The 18123-nt window shown below is 55.4% G+C and carries 21 protein-coding genes and 1 pseudogene; 11 read left to right on the top strand and 11 right to left on the bottom strand.

Features of this window, described 5'->3' with window-relative positions:
• Positions 1–29 precede the first annotated feature (29 nt).
• Genes Dvar_RS34065 through Dvar_RS34050 form a run of 4 tightly spaced genes read left to right on the top strand, consistent with a single transcriptional unit; the run spans position 30 to position 3345 of the window.
• Entirely contained in the window at positions 30–461 is a 432-nt protein-coding gene (locus Dvar_RS34065; RefSeq protein ID WP_419657579.1) for a hydrogenase iron-sulfur subunit, read from the top strand.
• Position 462: 1 nt separating this feature from the next.
• Positions 463–1410 carry a 4Fe-4S dicluster domain-containing protein gene (locus Dvar_RS34060; RefSeq protein WP_419657578.1) on the top strand — a complete coding sequence of 316 codons (948 nt, stop codon included), beginning with the start codon at positions 463–465 and terminating at the stop codon, positions 1408–1410.
• A gap of 11 nt (positions 1411–1421) precedes the next feature.
• Positions 1422–2486: a 4Fe-4S dicluster domain-containing protein gene (locus Dvar_RS34055; protein WP_419657577.1), complete on the top strand. Its 1065-nt coding sequence runs from the start codon at positions 1422–1424 to the stop codon at positions 2484–2486.
• Positions 2487–2499: 13 nt separating this feature from the next.
• Entirely contained in the window at positions 2500–3345 is an 846-nt protein-coding gene (locus Dvar_RS34050; protein WP_419657576.1) for an FAD/NAD(P)-binding protein, read from the top strand.
• Positions 3346–3511: 166 nt separating this feature from the next.
• On the opposite strand, the gene Dvar_RS34045 is transcribed toward Dvar_RS34050, so the two are convergent.
• The 10 genes from Dvar_RS34045 to Dvar_RS34000 are packed head-to-tail and all read right to left on the bottom strand — an operon-like array spanning position 3512 to position 12434.
• Positions 3512–3982: a universal stress protein gene (locus tag Dvar_RS34045; protein WP_419657575.1), complete on the bottom strand. Its 471-nt coding sequence runs from the start codon at positions 3980–3982 to the stop codon at positions 3512–3514.
• Positions 3983–3995: 13 nt separating this feature from the next.
• Positions 3996–4607 carry a V-type ATP synthase subunit D gene (locus Dvar_RS34040; RefSeq protein WP_419657574.1) on the bottom strand — a complete coding sequence of 204 codons (612 nt, stop codon included), beginning with the start codon at positions 4605–4607 and terminating at the stop codon, positions 3996–3998.
• A complete protein-coding gene (locus Dvar_RS34035) occupies positions 4579–6006 on the bottom strand; it encodes a V-type ATP synthase subunit B (protein ID WP_419657573.1) in 1428 nt (475 codons plus the stop codon). Before Dvar_RS34035 ends, Dvar_RS34040 begins: the two co-directional genes overlap by 29 nt.
• A gap of 24 nt (positions 6007–6030) precedes the next feature.
• Positions 6031–7815, bottom strand: a complete 1785-nt coding sequence (locus Dvar_RS34030) for a V-type ATP synthase subunit A (RefSeq protein WP_419657572.1) — start codon at positions 7813–7815, stop codon at positions 6031–6033.
• The gene (locus Dvar_RS34025) at positions 7790–8413 is read right to left on the bottom strand and encodes a V-type ATP synthase subunit E (protein ID WP_419657571.1); all 624 of its coding nucleotides are present in this window, start codon (positions 8411–8413) and stop codon (positions 7790–7792) included. The genes Dvar_RS34030 and Dvar_RS34025 overlap by 26 nt, the downstream gene beginning before the upstream one ends.
• Positions 8414–8417: 4 nt before the next feature.
• Entirely contained in the window at positions 8418–8714 is a 297-nt protein-coding gene (locus tag Dvar_RS34020; RefSeq protein WP_419657570.1) for a V-type ATP synthase subunit F, read from the bottom strand.
• The gene (locus Dvar_RS34015; RefSeq protein ID WP_419657569.1) at positions 8711–9016 is read right to left on the bottom strand and encodes an ATP synthase subunit C; all 306 of its coding nucleotides are present in this window, start codon (positions 9014–9016) and stop codon (positions 8711–8713) included. The genes Dvar_RS34020 and Dvar_RS34015 overlap by 4 nt, the downstream gene beginning before the upstream one ends.
• Before the next feature lie 34 nt (positions 9017–9050).
• Positions 9051–11042 carry a V-type ATP synthase subunit I gene (locus tag Dvar_RS34010; RefSeq protein WP_419657568.1) on the bottom strand — a complete coding sequence of 664 codons (1992 nt, stop codon included), beginning with the start codon at positions 11040–11042 and terminating at the stop codon, positions 9051–9053.
• A gap of 10 nt (positions 11043–11052) precedes the next feature.
• Positions 11053–12096 (bottom strand): V-type ATPase subunit, encoded by a 1044-nt coding sequence (locus Dvar_RS34005; RefSeq protein WP_419657567.1) that lies wholly within the window; start codon positions 12094–12096, stop codon positions 11053–11055.
• Positions 12093–12434 (bottom strand): hypothetical protein, encoded by a 342-nt coding sequence (locus Dvar_RS34000; RefSeq protein WP_419657566.1) that lies wholly within the window; start codon positions 12432–12434, stop codon positions 12093–12095. The genes Dvar_RS34005 and Dvar_RS34000 overlap by 4 nt, the downstream gene beginning before the upstream one ends.
• A 511-nt stretch (positions 12435–12945) precedes the next feature.
• Here Dvar_RS34000 and Dvar_RS33995 point away from each other — a divergent pair.
• From Dvar_RS33995 to Dvar_RS33965, 7 genes and pseudogenes are all read left to right on the top strand, one after another.
• Positions 12946–13956: pseudogene (locus Dvar_RS33995) on the top strand (hypothetical protein); the annotation flags it as partial.
• Positions 13957–13974: 18 nt separating this feature from the next.
• A complete protein-coding gene (locus tag Dvar_RS33990; RefSeq protein WP_419657565.1) occupies positions 13975–14358 on the top strand; it encodes a 4Fe-4S dicluster domain-containing protein in 384 nt (127 codons plus the stop codon).
• An 11-nt stretch (positions 14359–14369) separates the two neighbouring features.
• Positions 14370–14774: a cytochrome c3 family protein gene (locus Dvar_RS33985; protein WP_419657564.1), complete on the top strand. Its 405-nt coding sequence runs from the start codon at positions 14370–14372 to the stop codon at positions 14772–14774.
• Between the two features lie 70 nt (positions 14775–14844).
• The gene (locus Dvar_RS33980; RefSeq protein WP_419657563.1) at positions 14845–15510 is read left to right on the top strand and encodes a methylenetetrahydrofolate reductase C-terminal domain-containing protein; all 666 of its coding nucleotides are present in this window, start codon (positions 14845–14847) and stop codon (positions 15508–15510) included.
• A 120-nt stretch (positions 15511–15630) separates the two neighbouring features.
• Entirely contained in the window at positions 15631–16173 is a 543-nt protein-coding gene (locus Dvar_RS33975; protein WP_419657562.1) for a DUF6198 family protein, read from the top strand.
• A gap of 91 nt (positions 16174–16264) precedes the next feature.
• Positions 16265–16561, top strand: a complete 297-nt coding sequence (locus Dvar_RS33970) for a hypothetical protein (protein ID WP_419657561.1) — start codon at positions 16265–16267, stop codon at positions 16559–16561.
• A 52-nt stretch (positions 16562–16613) separates the two neighbouring features.
• Complete coding sequence (locus tag Dvar_RS33965) at positions 16614–17729, top strand: hypothetical protein (RefSeq protein ID WP_419657560.1); 1116 nt, start codon at positions 16614–16616, stop codon at positions 17727–17729.
• A gap of 117 nt (positions 17730–17846) precedes the next feature.
• On the opposite strand, the gene Dvar_RS33960 is transcribed toward Dvar_RS33965, so the two are convergent.
• Positions 17847–18041, bottom strand: a complete 195-nt coding sequence (locus Dvar_RS33960) for a type II toxin-antitoxin system VapB family antitoxin (protein WP_419664203.1) — start codon at positions 18039–18041, stop codon at positions 17847–17849.
• Positions 18042–18123 lie beyond the last annotated feature (82 nt).

Here is an 18123-nt window from a genome sequence, read left to right as displayed (position 1 = left end):
ATTTCCGCATTTTATAGGGGAGGAACGATATGAGTGATTGGCAACCAAAAATTGTCAGCTTTTTTTGCAACTGGTGCACGTATGGCGCTGCGGATCTGGCCGGTGTGAGCCGCTTCGAGCATCCGCCCAACACGCGGGTGATCCGGGTTCCCTGCTCGGGACGGGTCAGCCCCAAATTTATCCTGGCCGCATTCATGAACGGGGCCGACGGGGTATGGGTGTCCGGCTGCCATCCGGGGGACTGCCATTATATCGAAGGGAATTTGTATGCCAGGCGGCGGTTCACCCTTCTGAAAAATCAGATGGAATACATGGGGCTGGAACCGGGGCGGCTGCATTTCTCCTGGATATCGTCGGCCGAAGCGACAAAGTACGTCGAGGTCATTAGCGATGTAATCGATGCCGTCAAAGCCCTTGGTCCGAACACCCATTTTGTCAAACAACAGGCAAAGGTAGCGTGATATGTCTGAATACACAGAGAAGATGAGGCAGATTGCCGGCCGGCTGCTGAAAGACTGCACAGTGGAAATGGTCATCGGTTTTCGTAAAGGGACCATGCCCATGATGAACGAGCCGTGCTTTGTCACCGCGCCTGAGGATGCAGACTCCCTGGTCTGGGACAGCAACTGCGGGATCAACCTGGCAAACTACCTGACCAACAGAAAAGAGAAGATCGCCGTTTTCGCCAAGGGCTGCGATTCACGCAATATCGTCAATCACATCGTGGAGAACAAGATCCAGCGCGATCAGCTGCACATCATCGGCGTGCCCTGCACGGGGATGATCGACAAACGCAAGATACACGGCATGGTGGACGGCGAGATCCTCAAGGTAACCGAAACCGAAGAAACCGTCAAGGTGCGCACCGCCGAGGCCGAGACCCTTTTGGATAAAAAAGAGGTGCTGCAAAACAACTGCGCCCTTTGCATTCACCGCAATCCGGTCATCTCGGATGAGATGTTGGCCGATCCGGTCGAAGAGCAGACCGACATCGACCGCTATGCCGACGTGCGCAAGATCGAGGAAATGGGCGATGAGGAGAAATGGCAGTTTTTCGAGGATCTGCTCGCGCCGTGCATCCGCTGCTACGCCTGCCGCAACGCCTGTCCGCTGTGCTATTGTCCGACCTGTTTTGTGGACGAGTCCAAACCCCAGTGGGTGGGCAAGGGCCAGGATCCCATCGATATCCGGACCTTTCATTTCCTGCGGGCCTATCACTGTGCGGGCCGCTGTACGGACTGCGGGGCCTGCCAGCGGGCCTGTCCGGTGGGCATTGACATGCGCCTGTTGACGAGAAAATTGGAAAAGGACTGCCAGGAGCAGTTTGGCTGGGAAGCCGGACTCTCCCTGGATAGTCGCCCGGCCCTGGATGTCTACCAGACCAATGATCCGGAAGCCTTCATTAAATAAAGGATAACAAAATGACGCTTCTAACTATCGACAAACAAAACTGGACGAAGGGGCTCACGGCTGCGGCCGATCAGTACCAGCTGTTCGGGCCGGTAAAAGACAAGGACCAGCACCAGTTCAAGGCCCTTACCAAAGGCCAGGTGCCGGATCTGGACCTGGTCAATACCCGCTTGTCCCCCAAAGACCTGATCTTTCCCCAATCCGAAACGATCATCGAATACTCCCTGGACGAATCCCAGGCCGATCATCATATCATGAAAGAAGCGGCCAAGGACTATTCTCCCCGGGCCGTGGTGGGCATCCGGCCCTGCGATGCCAAGGCCACCCAGCTGGTCAAGCTCAACTTCGATGCGCCTGACGTAAAAGATCCCTACTGGCTGCGGGCGTATGAGGCCACGACGTTCATCGGCATGGCCTGCGATGCACCGCTGTCGACCTGCTTTTGCACCAGCGCCGGTTGCGGGCCTTACAACGCCGACGGCCTGGACATCCTTATGATGGACCATGGCGAGAATTATCTGGCCAAAGTCCTTACCGACAAAGGCCAGGCCTTTGCCGATGCAGCCGGCTGGAATCAGGCCACGCCCGAGGCGGCTGACGCGTTCATGGCCGCCAAGGACGCGGCCGAGGCGAAAATCGTCAGTACGATCAGCACCGACAACCTGGCCGACACGGACCTGTTGGAACTGCACGGCGCGTCCTTTTGGGACGATGTGGCCTTTGCCTGCCTGAACTGCGGGACCTGTACCTTCTCCTGTCCGACCTGCTGGTGTTTCGATCTTCAGGACGAGGTCCACGGCAAGTCCGGGGTGCGCATGAAGAACTGGGACAGCTGTATGTTCCCGATCTTTACCGTGCACACCACCGGTCATAATCCCCGGGAGACCAAGACCCAACGGGTCCGCCAGCGCTTCATGCACAAGCTCAAGTACTTTGTAGACAAATATCAGACCGGTATCATGTGCGTGGGCTGCGGGCGATGTGTTCGCCAGTGCCCGGTCAATATCGATATCCGCCGGGTGTGCGCGTTGATGAACAGCTTCAAACCAGCTGATGCCTGCGCCGCGCAAGGTTGATGGAGGGAGGAAAATGCAAAATCCATATATACCCTATCCGGTCCGCATCGATGACATTACGGTCGAGGCCGAAGATAAAAGCCTGAAGACGTTTAAATTCGTTTTTCTCAATGAGGGTGACGAAGAAAAGTTCGCCTACCGGGCCGGTCAGTTCGCCGAGCTGTCCATTCCCGGCAAGGGCGAAATTCCCATCGGCATTGCCTCATCTCCGGTGGAAAAAGGGTTCGTCAAGTTCACCGTCAACCGCGCCGGGGTGGTCACCACTCACCTGCACAACATGCGCGAAGGCGATCTGATGGGCCTCAGAGGCCCCTTGGGCAACTGTTACCCATGGGATCTTATGGAAGGCAAGAACATTCTGATCGTAGGCGGTGGGTTCGCTTTCACCACCCTGCGCTCGTCCATCGTCTACATGCTCGATCCGGCCAACCGGTCCAAGTTCGGCAATATCGATGTGGTCTACGGGGCCCGCAGCCCGGGCATGCTGCTGTACAAAGACGAGTTGGTGGAATGGGAAAAACGCGATGACATCAACATGCACATCACCGTTGACGGTACTGATGATCCGGACTGGAAATACAATGTCGGATTCGTACCGCCCATCACCGAGCAAAAGGCCCCGCCGGGCGGACCGGATACCTATGCCATCGTGTGCGGTCCGCCGATCATGATCAAGTTCACCCAGCCGGTGCTGGAAAAACTGGGCTACGCCCACGATCACATCATCATGAGCCTGGAAAACCGCATGAAATGCGGGTTCGGCATGTGCGGCCGCTGCGGTATCGGCAAGGAACTGGTCTGCAAGGACGGGCCGGTATTCACCCTGGATCAGATCAATCAAACGCCTAGAGAGTATTGATCGCATCCTTTTCATAATTATATTCGTAATCGTTATCGTGGTCGTAATCGATGGGATCACCGTGCATCGAAAATCCGATAACGACCACGACCACGATTACGAGAAAAATATCGAATTCTTATCTTTCTTCTAAATAACGCTGTTCATGGTATCGGCGGCGGTTCCATCAGCGCCCCGTTTTTCGTGACGCTTTTCGGTGATTGACCAACAAGACTGGGATCTGCGAAAACTCGACGACTCTTTCGGCAACGCTGCCAAGCAGAATGTGCCCGATCCCCCGCCGACCCAATTTGCCCATAACAATCAGGTCCACGCCCCTGGCGGCCGCCTCTTTGAGGATGAATTCATGCGGGATGCCTTCCCCGATGCGGACGTCAATATCGGTGGCCAGCGCTTTTGATGCTTCACTGCGCATATCGTCAAGGAACACCCGGGCATTGCCCTTCAGCTCTTCCCGAACGGCTTTCTTATCCTTTTTCGAAAACCGGGTCAGTTGCTCGACGAGCAGTTCATCCACCACATGGACAATCATCAGTCCGGCGCCATGCACCTTCGCCAGCCGTGCGGCCAGGTGCACGGCGTCGAGGGAATGGCGGGAGCCATCGACCGGAACCAGAATCTTCTTAAATATGTTCATGCTCGGCCTCTTCTCAGCGGCGCTTCTGCCGCTTTAGCTGGAACAGAAATTCGCGTTCTTTTTCTTCCAGGCTTTCTTCGATATGCTTGATGGTAGCCTCGTATTCCGGGATGTAAATGTTTTCCAGGGCATTGATGCGTTTGATGGTCTTTTTGATTTCCATCTCCAGCCGTAAGAGGCTCACTTCGATTTCTGCCAGTTCGGTAATCACTTCCAGGGATTGCCAAATGGTCTTGGCAAGGTCATCCATGGCCACCGCCGTGCCGTGAAACCCATAGGGCGGCAAAAAATCGGGAAGCGTCAGCCGCACCACGGGAAGTGCTACGCCCATGAAGCTTTTTTCCCGGATATCCAGCACCGCATCCAAGCGGGGGGCCAATGCGGCCCGTTCACAGGCCAGGCGACCTTGCGCTTTGACGGCATCGCGCAGATGACCATAGGCTTCCTTCAGGACGTCGTTCATCTGGGCCCGCACCCGTTCGGCTTTGCCGGCAAGGGAAGTGATATGCGGCATCAGGGCTTCTTTCTTTTCATCCATCAGTTCCAGGCCGTCTCTGGCAAACACCAGTTCCTCCTTGAGGCGCAGCAGATTGCTTTTATTGGTGGACAGGGGCAGCCGTTCCATTTTCCATGGGCCCTTTCTTGACACCGTATTTTTTTAGTTCCTGGGGGGTAACGCGCGTGAGATCCCGCTCGGGAAAAATCGTGGCCAGTTCCCACCCCAAATCCAGCGTTTGCATAACCGTCCGGTTCTCATTGGGTGCCTGACGGATAAAACGGGCCTCGAGTTCATTCGAGAATTTGAGGAAAAGCCGATCATGCGCGGCCAGATCTTCTTCGCCGATGATGGAGGCGAGTCTTTCCACGCGTTTCGCCTTGGCGTAAAGCGCGTACAGCTGGCTGGACAGATTCTGGTGATCTTCCCGGGTGTGCCCGGTTCCAATGCCGTCGCTCATCAGCCGCGATAGGGATGGCAAGACGTTGATGGGCGGGTAGATGCCCTTTTGAAACAACCCACGGTCCAAAACAATCTGGCCTTCGGTGATGTAGCCGGTGAGGTCGGGTATCGGGTGGGTGATGTCGTCGTCGGGCATGGTGAGGATGGGAATCTGTGTGATCGAACCGTCGGCCCCGGTGATCTTTCCCGCGCGTTCATAGATGGACGCCAGATCGCTGTAGAGATAGCCCGGATACCCTTTTCGGCTGGGAACGTCCCCTTTGGAGGTGGCGACTTCCCGCAGCGCCTCGCAGTAATTGGTCATGTCCGTAAGGACCACCAGGATGTGGAGATTCTCGTCAAACGCCAGTTGCTCGGCCACGGTGAGGGCAATGCGTGGCGTGATGAGCCTTTCGATGGACGGGTCGTCAGCCAGGTTGAGAAACATGGCGACGTTTTTAAGGCTGCCGCTTTGCTCCAATTCGCGTTGGAAGAATTGCGCTTCCTCGTGCTTGATCCCCATGGCGGCCAGCACGATAGCGAATTTTTCCTGCCCCTCGAGCAGTGTCGCCTGGCGCACGATCTGGGCCGTAAGCTGGGCATGGGGGAGGCCGCTACCGGAGAAAATGGGCAGTTTCTGACCCCGCACCAGGGCATTCATGCCGTCAATGGCTGAAACGCCGGTCTGGATGAAATCCTGGGGATAGGCGCGGGCGACCGGGTTGATGGGCAGGCCGTTGATGTCCCGCCGGCTGGCGGCCATGGGCGGCGGGCCGTCATCGAGCGGCCTGCCCATGCCATCGAAAATGCGCCCCAACACCTCTTCGGCAGCGGCTCCATATTCGAAGGGACCGCCCAAAAAGCGCACCTTGGAACGGGCCGTGGAGAGGCCCACGGTGCCGGCAAACACCTCCACGACGGCCAGATCTTCCGAGACCGACAGAACGCGTCCCAGGCGCGTTTCGCCTGCCGGCGTGACCACTTCGGCCAATTCCTGAAAACCGACATCGCGCACCCCGGTCACGAACACCAACGGTCCATGCACCTGGGCCAGCCCCAAATATTCCACGCCTGATCCGCCAGGCATCGTGCACCTCCTGGATGCGGGTGGCTACAATTCTTTTTTCAAAAGACCCTCGAATTGTTCGTCGAGGCGTTTGCCGATGGCCTCGAAGGGCAGGGGGTCGTCTCCTTTATACGCAGTCTTCATACGATGCAGCTCCTCCACGACCGGTAGCGCCATGATTCGGTAGATCGGAATACGATAGGTCACGGCTTGGCGCATCCGGGAAATAAAATCGAGAATGATCTGAAGCATCAGGACCTGTTTTTCTGCCGGGCAATGGGTGTCGATGGGATCATAGGCGCTTTGCTGCAGAAAATCCTCTTTGATCAGCGCCGCGCCGTAATATGTGGCCTTTTGATCTTCGGGCAGGGCATCTTCTCCGATCAGCTTGACAATGTTCTGCAGCCGCGCCTCTTCCTTTAAAATGGCCATGCATTGATCGCGCATGTCCAGCCAGTCAAGTCCCGCCTTTGCCTGCCACCACGTGGCCACAAAAGGGACGTAGGCACTGTAACTGGTCAGATAATTGATGGCCGGAAAGTAGCGGGCACTGGCAAATTCCTTGTCGAGGGCCCAGAAGGTGCTCACAAAGCGCCTGGTCTGCTGCGTCACCGGCTCGGAAAAATCGCCCCCCGGCGGAGACACGGCGCCGATAACCGATACCGACCCCGTTGCGCCACCCAGCGTCCGGACCGCGCCGGCCCGTTCGTAGAACTCCGCCAGCCTTGAGGCCAGATAGGCAGGAAACCCCTCTTCGGCCGGCATCTCCTCCAACCGGCCCGATATTTCACGGAGCGCTTCCGCCCAGCGGCTGGTGGAGTCGGCCATCAGGGCGACGTGGTGGCCCATGTCCCGGTAGTATTCGGCGATGGTAATGCCGGTGTAGATGCTGGCTTCCCTGGCGGCCACGGGCATGTCGGACGTGTTGGCAATCAGTACGGTGCGCTCGATGAGCGGCCGCCCGCTACGCGGATCCAGCAGCCGGGGAAAATCTTCCAGAACGCCGGCCATCTCGTTGCCCCGCTCCCCGCACCCGATGTAGACGATGATGTCGGCATCGGCCCATTTGGAAAGCTGGTGCTGGGTGATGGTCTTGCCCGTGCCGAAGCCCCCGGGAATGGCGGCGGTTCCCCCTTTGGCCAGGGGGAAGAAAAAATCGATCACCCGCAGGCCGGTAAAGAGCGGCTCGCCGGCAGGCATGCGCTGCCCATAGGGCCGGTTCTGCCTGACCGGCCATGGGTGGAACAGCTTGATTTTGTGCGCGGTGCCCTGGGCGTCCTCAACCAGAGCGATGCGCTCCTCGATCGCGTAAGAACCTTGCGGGACGATCTCAATGATCCGCCCGCTGCAGTTGGGCGGAATCAGGATGCGATGGATGGTGGCGCTTGTCTCCATGACTTCCCCGATGACCTGTCCCGGTTCAACCGTGCTCCCGGCAGCGGCCAGCGGCGTAAACGACCATGCCTTGTGGCGTTCAAGGGCGGCCCTGGCCCTGCCCCGGTGCACGGATACGTCCGTGGGTTGAGAAATCCCGCTGAGCGGCCGCTGGGTGCCGTCAAAAATGCGGCCGACCAGCCCCGGCCCCAGTTCCACGTATAACGGCAGGCCCTGACCATGGACGGGGAGCCCCGGTTTCAATCCGGTGGTGTCATCATAGACCTGGATCGTGGCCTGGTCCTGGACCAGGCGCACCACTTCGCCGAGCAGGTGTTCCGGACCGATGAGCACCATCTCGTTCATGGAAAACGCAGCCGCGTGCTTGACCTTGATAACCGGTCCGTTGATGGCGGTGATAACGGCCGCCTTAGGTGGGTGTTGATTCCGTTCCAAAGATCACGCTCCAGATTTCCCGGCGGATGTCATTTTCGCTGCGTTGGCGCCGTGCGGCGAAGCTGTTGTCATAGCGCAGACGTCGGTCCCGCGTGGTGATGCGCAGGCCGCCGTTGCAATCGGGGGCAGCCTTTACCTCGATCTGCAAGGATTCCTCGCCCATCTGTTTTTCAATTTCACCGTGCAGCAGGTCCACCTCCGTATCGTTCACCTCGACGATGAACTGGTTGCCGGGCAAATGGTCGATCCCTTCCTTTAGCGCAAGGCGCAGAAACGCCGCGTAATCCGGCGCCTTGCGAAAGTCCTGCAAGCGCTGATCGAGCGTGTCCAGGACCGTTTGGATGATCCGTTCCCGAAAGGCCATGATGGCCCTGCGGGCCTCGAGTTCGGCGTGATCCACGCGCTGTTTGGCATCGGCATACGCCTTACTTTTCGCCGATCGTATTTCCTGTTGATACGCCTTGTCCGCCGCATCCCGGGCCGCGGTGATCACCTCGGCGGCATCCTGCCTGGCCTTTGTAAGGATCTGTTCGGCATCCTGCCGGCCTTCGTCGGCGATGGCCCGACACAAAAGCGCGACGTGTCCCCAGATGGGCATGGTCCTACCTCCTTAAAAACGCCGCAATACGATCCGTGGATCCAGCCTTGCGGGGCATGGGGCCCTTGAACGCGGGGATGGGCAAGATGAGCGTGCCGCCCGGCGCAAGCATGATGGGCTCGAGCCGCTCACGATTTTCATCAAACAGACCTTCGGTAATCAGGATCAATCCGGTTTCCTCCCGGCAAAGCTGGTCAACCCGCTCGCTCACCTCGGCGGCGACGTGAACAACGTGCCCCTCCACGCCTGCCAGACGAAAGGCGAGCACCGTGTCCCTATCGGCGATCACATGGATTTTCATAGCTTTTGCAGGATCATCAGGGCGATAATCAAACCATAGATTGCGATGCCCTCGGCAAGTCCAATAAAGATCAGGGCGCGGCCGACCAGTTCCGGTTTCTCTCCAATGGCGCCCATGGCGGCGGCACCCACAACCGCCACCGCCAAACCGGCTCCCAGGGTCGATGCCCCGACGGCGATGGCCGCCGAAAGATAGCCCATCCCCGTTTCGGCGTGAGTTTTGGCTACCGTCTCTTGCGCCACGGCCAAAGCCGGCGCCAGTACCCCACACCAAGTCATCCAAAGTATTTTAAGGCGTTCCATGAAAAGCTCCTTTCACCATCGATCCGGGCTTTCATTACGGCTTTTTTTCAAACGGTTTGATTTCCTTGTCCAAGGCGCTGAAGACCTTGCCCCCGCCGCGGAAAAACTTGCCGAAAAATTCATAGTATTCCAGCCGCACGGTCTGAATCGACACCACCAGCCCCTCCAGAACAATGATGATGATGTTTCCCAGGGCAACGACCATCCAATAGGACAATCCCGCTTCCTTTTCCTGCCCCACAACCCTGGCAATGGAAAAGACGGCCGTAAACAGGGCGGCATGGGCAAGTGCAAAGGCGGCCACCCGCAAAAATGAAACGGTATTGGTCACAAAACGCAACAGATCATCAAAAACCTCCACTACCGATTCGATAATGCCGGTCACGAATCCAGACTGGGCGACGATTCTTTTTGGATGTTCGCGTTTGACGATAAGCCGGTACAATGGGCCATGCAGGATCATTACCATCATGAGTATCGTCGCCGCCCATCCCAGGACCCGCAATTCCACTGGTGCCACCTGGCCGGTGAGCAAATACTTCAGGCCGAGACCGGCCGCCATCCAGTAGAGCATGGCGCCGGCAAGACCGCCGGCGCTGAGCAGACGGTCGTATTCTTTGAGCCGCATGGCGTTGATCAGATTGAGAACCAATCCCAGACTGACCACCGCCACCCCCAGGGACAAGGTGACCTTGATGAAGTAGGCAATGTTGTCCATGGGCCTGAACCATAGTGCCGGAATGATACCCTCAAGCCCGAAAAGACTTCCATAGAGCAGGCCGAAGATCGCTGCGCTGACGCCGCATTCCATGAGAATGATCCCAACGTCCAAGTACCGGTATGAGCGCCGGAAGAGAAAATACCCCAATAGGAAAAGCACGCCGCCCTGGCCCACATCACCGAACATCATGCCAAACAGAAGCAAAAAGCTCAGGGCAAAAAAGATCGTGGGTTCGACTTCCCGGTATAAAGGCGTGCCATAAAGGCTGGTGAGTTTTTCAAACGGGCGGATGAGCATGGGATTATTGAATAGGATCGGAATGGTGACAATGCCTTCACGCACTTGGCGCAGATCTTCCGGGTCCACCTTTTCGATGACGATCTGCCCGTCTGTCACCCGGTTCAGGTCCGCCTCCAGAAGGGTGTAGCGCCGATCCGGAATCCAGCCCGAGATGAGAAAGCTCGTGTCGATTTTACCGAAAAGGCGGCGCGCCGCAAGCAACTGCCGGGCGAGCACGGAGGTGGACCGCATGATCAGAAGATCGGTTTTGAATTGACGCTGGTACATCTGCTGTTGCCCGGAAAGGCCGTCAATCTTTTCCTGCAATCGATTGATATCGGATTCAAGGTCGGCGACTGCGGCACTCACGGTCCCCGACGTCCCTGCGGGCAATTCCACGGGCTCGAAGAACGCGCCCTGTAACCCGCGCATGAGCGCCTCCCCATCTTTCTTCAGGCCGGCGATCATGATCACGGCCCGGTCCTGCAGGCTTCCCAGTTCGATCAGGGCATGATGGTGCCCTGAAAGGCTCTCTTCCAGCTTTTCGAATCCCAGAGCGGGAATCAGGCCGATCCGCCACTGAACATAGTGGCATTGGTTAAGCGGTGAGAAATCAAGCGCGTCGGGTAGAATGCGGAGTCGGTCGAGCAAGGTTTTCTTCTCCTGCAGGCCGGCTTTGGCCGTTGCCAGCTCACCCAGATCGGTCGTCACCACCGACCGGATCTTTTGGAAACCCTCGCGTATTTTAAAGATGGCTTTCTCCGGCACGACGTCTTCATTCAATGGTACGTCATCGCAAGGCACATTGATCAAGTCCAGCAAGGTTTCAATCTCATGAATCAACACTTCGAATTCTTTGAGCAGAACACCGTCGGTTTCAGCCACATACCCGAGACGGCCGAGGTGGGTTTCGTCAATGCGGATCAAGTGCAACAAGTTCAGCCTGGCAATCACGCCGGTGACGGAAGAAATGAACTGCTCCGGTGTCTGGATGGTGATTTTTACCAGTTTTTCAGACCTGAACATGGTCGCAGCCTCATCCTGGCATGCGCACGGGGACCCCAGACGTATCCGATGGGTCACCCAATGCCAGCCAAGAAAAATGACATTCCAGGAACTTTACTTCAATCTCTTTCAAAAGATGGTACGATAGGGGCAATCCGATCTGGAATGGATCGCTGGTAAATACGCTGTGGAGTTTGTCGATAAACCAGTGTTCCACGACCCATTGGATTTGTTCCCAATTTACAACCGCGACAAATGTCGCCCCTAATGACGCCGGCATGGATTCCCGAAAGGTTCGAAGATCGGGCGCCCGGGCAAGTCTGCCGAGATCCCGGATGGTCAGGTGGGCGCCGCCGGCCAGCAGATAATTGATACACTCTTCGGCAGAGATCGCATACACGTGACGGAATCGGACCAGCCATGACAGGTTGGTGGCATCCACCAGGGCACCGATCAGATCCCGGGCTTTGCGCCGGTCGAGTCCGCTCAGCGCCTTCACGTCGGCCCGCAGATGCGCGAAAGCGGTGTGATCGATGGCGATTTCCAGTGGGAAAAGTCTTTGCTGCACGTTGGACTGCGCCAGCGCCTGCATGAGCGGACCATAAAATACCGTGGCAGACAACCTATCAAGCGCGGTGGAAATCCGGTCGGCCTGCAACAGTGATTCGACGGGGAGTTGGGAGAGGGCCCCGAGCGGATACAGCAGTGGCGTGATCTGCGCCGGGGAAAGCCCTCGCCGGATACCCCGAAGAATGGCTTTCAAATTCTCGGCGTCGTAACGCAGCAGCAAGCGGGTCAACAGCTGTTTGCCATCCTTGGGCAGGGTCCGCAGCAACCGGGCCGTTTGACTGAAAAAGTGATCATACAGGGCCGATGAAAACACGGCTTCCGACATCTTTGCCCCGGAAAGGGGCTCCAGAAGATCGCCATAGGCCGTGCCGGATAGGTATCGTAAGAAATCGGCCTGGGTCAGCATATTCTGGAGGAAGTACCGGTCTTCGGCAGTCAAAAGACTCCCCTTCATGGTCCTGGCCCATGCCTGCACAAAGGAATATTTGAAAACCCGGGAAATCATCGGCCGATTACCTTTTTGACAAGCCGGGTAAGAAGCTCATCAAGGCGTTCTTCTTTGCAGGAGCGCAATCGCTCCAAATACGCATCCGTTTCCGATCGGATCTGTTGTGCCCTGGATTGGGCTTCAGCTAGAATGGATTGCACTTCACCGGAGACCGCCTCCGTGAGGTTCGCTTTTTGGGCTGTCGCAAGGGTTTTGGCTTGTTGTTGTGCGTCAGCCCTGATCTTTGCTGCATCATCCCGGGCTGCAGTCACATTCTGGCGAGCCAACTGATCGGCCTGAACGATCTGGGCAATCGCTGTATTCATCGCCGCCATCGGTACCTCGCGATCTTTCACGCTCCCACACAGCACCTGTCCACTATCCCATGTGCCTTAAGGGAACGGTTTCGATGTCGCTGCGGCCTTGTCCTGGCGTGACCGCCAGACCACCCGCAAGTCAGTTTGACATTGGTATCTATTGTAAAGTCCGATACACAGTTGTGGTCAAGAAAAAACGGACACTTTTTGTTAAGCCGCCCTTTGGTGTCGTTTTTGCGAAAGATAAAACACTACAGAATTGAATAGACCCATCTTGTACCAATTTTGCCCCATTTTTTATTATACCGAAATGTCTACATATTTATTGTTGTCTGTCTGTCCTGGGGCAACCTTGCCCCATCGGGTGGATTTTCCCTGACTACTCCTAAAAGCATTTTATTCTATAATTTTCAGCAGGTTAATCCTGTTTTATCCTCGGGTCCACCTCCCATTGTTGTCTGCTTGTCTTTTAACTGTCTGAAATAAAATAAAAATATAAAATTTTTAATCATGGCACGGCCATTGCTTTTACCAGAAATCAGCGGCTGGCCAGAATGTGGGCTTCTCGAAATTTCTCAGTTTTGGAAATCGGGCCGATGTCAATGAAATCGACTTGTTGTCCTCCCTCAAAGACGACCGATTGACTGACTTTATCCTGATGTACCTGGAAAATATTTCCAATGCTAGTGGTTTCATGGACATTGCCCGAACCATCACCATGGGGTCGGGAAAACCCATTCTGGTTGTGAAGTCTGGGCGCTCCGCCGAGGGCGCCTGGGCCGCCGTTTTCCTTGTTAGCGGTTATTGGTGCATAAAGGAGATTTTTGTGTACGCAATTGTCTTGGGCCCCATGGTTTGGGTCTCTTTACTTGTCTTTTTGCTGGGGACCGGGTTTCAGATCGTCCGGTTTTACACCCTGACGCGCAAAGCCGGCCCCGGGGTGTTGTCTTCATCCCCACGCCGGGTGGAAGACAAGCCGCGGCGCCCTTTGACGCTTCGTCTGCCGGCGATGCGCCAGCAGCTGAAGTACTCCCTTATCGCCGTTCATCCGTTTCCCATCGCGGTCAGTGCCGTTTTTCATCTCTGCCTTCTGATTGTTCCGCTTTTTCTGTTGGGCCACAACGCGCTCATCGCCAATGCTGTTGGCATGGCACTGCCGTCGATTCCAGATGCACTGTCCGACGCACTGACCGTAACGGTTTTGCTGTGCTGTCTCTTTTTTCTTTTGCGGCGCCTTTTCCTTGCCCGGGTTCGCGCCCTTTCATCGGTATACGACTACGTTGTGCTGGCCCTGGCTACGGTGCCGTTTCTCAGTGGTTTTCTGGCCTATCATCAGCTGCTGGGCCTGGACTACCGGACGTTGATGATCATCCACATGCTGTCCGGGGAATTGATGATCATGGCCATTCCGTTTACCAAGCTGACGCATATGATCTTCTTTTTCCTGAACCGTTTCCTGATTGTAAACGAGCATACCTTGGGACAGGGCAGCCGGGTATGGGCGCACAGGCGTTCCTTCGATGACCAGCCCCATCGCAGATGGCCGATGATTTTAAATTGACCCTTGCCGGAGGCGACCATGTTCAAAAAAAACGATCCATCCGTTGATGTCGCGGCGATCTGCGCGATCATGGATGACGAAAAAGATAAAATGAAATTGTGGCTCAAGGTGTGCGCCCATTGCAGTTTGTGCGCCGAAAGCTGCTTTCTTTACACCACCCGGGGCAGGGCACCGGAATATATCCCTTCGCATAAGTTCATCAATTCCATCGGGATCCTGTACAGGCGAAAGGGCAAGGTCAGCCGTCAGTGTCTGGAGGAGATCGGTGACATCGTCTGGAACCGCTGCGTGCTGTGTACGCGCTGCTATTGCCCCTTTGGTATCGATATCCCGGCCATGATCGCGCTGGGGCGAAAAATCTGCCGCACACAAAATGTGTTCCGGCAGTATGACCAAGAGTAAGGGATTTTTTCATGGCAATGTTGCTCAAGTCGTTTTCCGTGCTGTTCTTCCTGTGCCTGATGCTGATGCTTGTAACGCCCCGGGGCTGGGCCGATGAAGAACCGCTGATCCTTGACAATCCGGAAGTCTTTGCGAAAAACAAGCGGCCGGCCGTTGTTTTCCCCCATGAAATGCACATGCAGATGGTTGACTGCCTGAGCTGCCACCATGATTATGTTAACGGCCAAAATACGCTCGATGCGGATATGCTGGAAGAGACCGACCCGGCGATCCGGTGTGCCGCCTGTCATGCCGGGAATACTGTCGTTAATCTGAAAGACGCCTTTCATCAGCAGTGCCTGGGCTGCCATCGTCAGATGCGCACGTCGGGCCAGGCCACGGCACCGGAACTCTGCGGGGAGTGTCACCGGCGTTAATCTTTTTTTCAAGTCAACACATTCCTGAAACCGTTGCCGCTTCAATTTGTTATTAAAGGAGATTCGAGTCATGATCAAAGCCACGCAAAAGCCGATCGAGGAGATCGCCGACGCCATTGAAGAATATTCGAGCATATTGAATATCGGTTGCGGCGGGTGTGTTTCCGTCTGCCTGGCAGGCGGACAAAAAGAGGTGCAGGTCTTAAACGGTGATCTGAAAGGGCACTTCAAATCAAAGGCCGTGAAAAAACACATCGATGCCTACATGGTGGAACGTCAGTGCAACCTCAACTATCTGGATGAGCTGGACCGCTTGGTGGATCAGTACGACTGCTTCATCTCCATGGCTTGCGGGGCCGGCACGCAGCTTCTGGCCGAGCGCTTTGCTGGGACACCGGTTTTCCCCGCGGTCAATACGGTTGCCATTGGCATCGACCGCGAAATCGGTGTTTATGAGGAGAAGTGCCGGGCCTGCGGCGAATGCGTGATCGGTTACACCGGCGGGGTGTGCCCGGTGACCCGCTGCGCCAAATCCATCTTCAATGGCCCCTGCGGCGGAACCAACGACGGTAGCTGCGAGGTCAGCGAGGACATCCCTTGTGCCTGGGTCGAAATCTACAAGCGCCTGAAATTTCAGAACCGGCTGCACCATATCTACAAGGTGCGGCAGCCCATGCCCTGGCAGAACCAGATCCAGCGGACCGTCGTCCAGCCGGCCTACGCCCGTCGGTACTAAGCTTGACCCGTCATGGGGGCGTTGACACAGCCGGGTGCATCCGGTGTGTCAACAGCTCGCCTGATCTCAGTCCGGCCGTCCTGCCGGGCAACTCCCGGATGTAGAGGAAAAATTCTCCATATGGATTCTGTTCGTTTTTTATTTATGAAGGATGCATTATTACAACGAACGCTATTGTTTGTCGGCGGCCTGTTTATCATGGCGGTCGGCGTTGATCTATCTGTAAAAGCCAACCTGGGGGTTTCACCTATTTCCAGTGTCCCCTATGTATACAGCCTCAGGTTTCCCTTAACGCTGGGGCAGACAACCATAATCCTATACGTCCTTCTCATTGTCCTGCAAATACTGCTGCTGCAGAAAGAGTATCAATGGATTCAGCTGGTCCAAATTCCAGTAGTGCTGCTGTTCGGCTGGTTCATCAAATTCCGTGAGCAGCGGGTTATGCAAAGATACCAGGTCGAGCCGGATGAAGCCCTGAAAATGATGGAAGCTTCAGATCGAAAACGATCTAATTATTGCCGCCACTATACGGGTAGAGAATGGGGACAGGTCGATAATTACAACCTGACCATCCAGAGCTCATTTTTTGGTATTGAACAGGCCACTGAAATGGTTGTCCAGGCGATACAGCAAAGGAAGGGGAGGTCAAGGAGAAGGAAATAGCCAAAATACCTTTAACTGGCTCCAAACCAGCGTTGATCTCTTCATACGCAGCCCCTTTTATTTTTTGATGAGATCAGATAAGAATCCATCCATGCTTCAACATACGTTTATCCACATCCCCGGTGTGGGACCGAAAACGGAACAGGGGGTCTGGGCGGCCGGCGTAAAAGACTGGGCGTCTTTTTTTGATGGCATGCCGCTGAAACTGCCGCGTTCCAAAAAGGATCGCATTGCAGCGGAACTGTCGGAATCAAGGCGTCAGCTCGATGCCGGCAATGCGCATTCCATTTTTTCGCCACCTGAAAATCCGTTTCAGGTTCATCGTCCCACAATTTCACGATACTGCGGAGAAGTTGCCTTCATCCGCTCCCTGCAGCCGCAGTGGTGATGGCCCAAGACGCCAAAAAAAATCGTTTGCGAAGCGCGCCAAGGTGATTTCAATGTTTCGTGTCCGGTGTTCAACAGCCGCTGTATGCTTATTGTCCGTGCTTTTTCTGTGGGGTTGCGAAGGCGGTGGGGATGGTGACCAGGCGCTTGATATTTCAACCGGCGATATTCAGTCGCCCGTTGATGCCAGGCTTGTGCATGGCACCCTTTTTGTCGTTCGTGCCGTCGTGAATGGCACCGTGGAACTTGACATGCTGGTCGATACGGGCGCTTCAAAAACCTGGGTGCCGGCAGACATATTCGGCAATTCAGGGGGGACGGTACCCATCAATAGCCTCTGTCTGGAGAACGATGTTTGTTTTTATAACTTCACGGCACAGTCGTCTGATTCGGGATTCACTCAGTCCAGGCAGGGGTACTTCAACGGCATCATCGGGATGGATCTGCTTGAGAATTTTGATCTGACGCTGGATTACCGGGGCGAAGCCATCTATTTTTGCGACTGCCTTGAAAAGGATTTCTCCGATCCTGTCGTGATTCCCATCGAGTACCAGTCCAACAGGCCTTTTTCATCTGTATCAATCGAGAGTATGCCTCAAGAAGCGGCCACGCTTCTTGATACCGGCGCAGCCTATACACGGATAACCGCCCCAATGCTTGACGCGTTGAGCCAGAATCCGGAAGTTCTCTTTAAATCCGTTGTCTTTGGTTTTGACGCTTCAGAGATCGCTGTGTATATGCCGATAAAACGGTACTGTGTCGGTACGGCTTGCCCGGATGAAGTGATCGTCCAGATTGGAAGCTGGCCCGCGGTTGGCGGCACTTTCTTCAGAGAATATCTGACGGTCTTCAGGTTTTCTGAAAACGCAGTCAAGCTTGATCGCTATCCTGACCGCAATCATATCAGGGAAAGCGGCCTGCAGCGAGTGGGACTCCAGGTCAACATTAAGGACGCCACTGAAATCGTTTACGTTGTCGAGGGCAGCTTCGCGTGGCAAACCGGGCTTAGCGCAGGAGATGAGATGATTTCCATAAACGGTATCCCCGTTTCCTCGCTGGGCTACTTTGGCATATACGATCTTCTGTCCGACACCGCCATTGATGCGTATCAGCTGATTGTCCATACGCCTACCGGCGATGTAGAGAACATTTCGATGTCGATAGATTAAAACCAGTATTGGGGCAAGTTAACCCATAGATTCATCCGGCGGTAGGCTTCTGACGATCAAGCAGCATTTGATAATCGTTGAAAAAATCAATCCAAACAGATGTGTCCACTAATACTATCATGAGCGTTTTCTGAGGTCATCCAGATTTCCCTCCCATTTGACCTTGCCTCGTAAAAGAAGAAGTTCCTTGCGGTGTTTGGCACGGACGAATCTTCGCAGCGCTTCATTGATAATTTCTGTTTTTGTCAGCTCCGGTGCACAGGCAATAGCCGCTGCTAAGGCTTCATCGTTGATATTTAAAGTAGTGCGTATATATTATCTGCCTCCTTGTGCAGATATTATCCTAAATTATATGCTTGTCAAGCCTCCGGATAAGCGGAAAGGATTGTTCGCA

This window comes from Desulfosarcina variabilis str. Montpellier (genome assembly GCF_048565275.1).
Taxonomy (GTDB): Bacteria; Desulfobacterota; Desulfobacteria; order Desulfobacterales; family Desulfosarcinaceae; genus Desulfosarcina; species Desulfosarcina variabilis.
The sequence above is the reverse complement of the archived record's forward strand: the minus strand, read 5'-3'. Positions and strand labels throughout refer to the sequence as shown.

Bases quoted from the DNA above. Each gene is read 5' to 3' on its own strand.
- Dvar_RS34065 (WP_419657579.1), top strand. From the start codon at position 30: ATGAGTGATTGGCAACCAAAAATTGTCAGCTTTTTTTGCAACTGGTGC.
- Dvar_RS34060 (WP_419657578.1), top strand. From the start codon at position 463: ATGTCTGAATACACAGAGAAGATGAGGCAGATTGCCGGCCGGCTGCTG.
- Dvar_RS34055 (WP_419657577.1), top strand. From the start codon at position 1,422: ATGACGCTTCTAACTATCGACAAACAAAACTGGACGAAGGGGCTCACG.
- Dvar_RS34050 (WP_419657576.1), top strand. From the start codon at position 2,500: ATGCAAAATCCATATATACCCTATCCGGTCCGCATCGATGACATTACG.
- Dvar_RS34045 (WP_419657575.1), bottom strand. From the start codon at position 3,982: ATGAACATATTTAAGAAGATTCTGGTTCCGGTCGATGGCTCCCGCCAT.
- Dvar_RS34040 (WP_419657574.1), bottom strand. From the start codon at position 4,607: ATGGAACGGCTGCCCCTGTCCACCAATAAAAGCAATCTGCTGCGCCTC.
- Dvar_RS34035 (WP_419657573.1), bottom strand. From the start codon at position 6,006: ATGCCTGGCGGATCAGGCGTGGAATATTTGGGGCTGGCCCAGGTGCAT.
- Dvar_RS34025 (WP_419657571.1), bottom strand. From the start codon at position 8,413: ATGCCCATCTGGGGACACGTCGCGCTTTTGTGTCGGGCCATCGCCGAC.
- Dvar_RS34020 (WP_419657570.1), bottom strand. From the start codon at position 8,714: ATGAAAATCCATGTGATCGCCGATAGGGACACGGTGCTCGCCTTTCGT.
- Dvar_RS34015 (WP_419657569.1), bottom strand. From the start codon at position 9,016: ATGGAACGCCTTAAAATACTTTGGATGACTTGGTGTGGGGTACTGGCG.
- Dvar_RS34010 (WP_419657568.1), bottom strand. From the start codon at position 11,042: ATGTTCAGGTCTGAAAAACTGGTAAAAATCACCATCCAGACACCGGAG.
- Dvar_RS34005 (WP_419657567.1), bottom strand. From the start codon at position 12,096: ATGATTTCCCGGGTTTTCAAATATTCCTTTGTGCAGGCATGGGCCAGG.
- Dvar_RS33990 (WP_419657565.1), top strand. From the start codon at position 13,975: ATGTTCAAAAAAAACGATCCATCCGTTGATGTCGCGGCGATCTGCGCG.
- Dvar_RS33985 (WP_419657564.1), top strand. From the start codon at position 14,370: ATGGCAATGTTGCTCAAGTCGTTTTCCGTGCTGTTCTTCCTGTGCCTG.
- Dvar_RS33980 (WP_419657563.1), top strand. From the start codon at position 14,845: ATGATCAAAGCCACGCAAAAGCCGATCGAGGAGATCGCCGACGCCATT.
- Dvar_RS33975 (WP_419657562.1), top strand. From the start codon at position 15,631: ATGGATTCTGTTCGTTTTTTATTTATGAAGGATGCATTATTACAACGA.
- Dvar_RS33970 (WP_419657561.1), top strand. From the start codon at position 16,265: ATGCTTCAACATACGTTTATCCACATCCCCGGTGTGGGACCGAAAACG.
- Dvar_RS33965 (WP_419657560.1), top strand. From the start codon at position 16,614: ATGTTTCGTGTCCGGTGTTCAACAGCCGCTGTATGCTTATTGTCCGTG.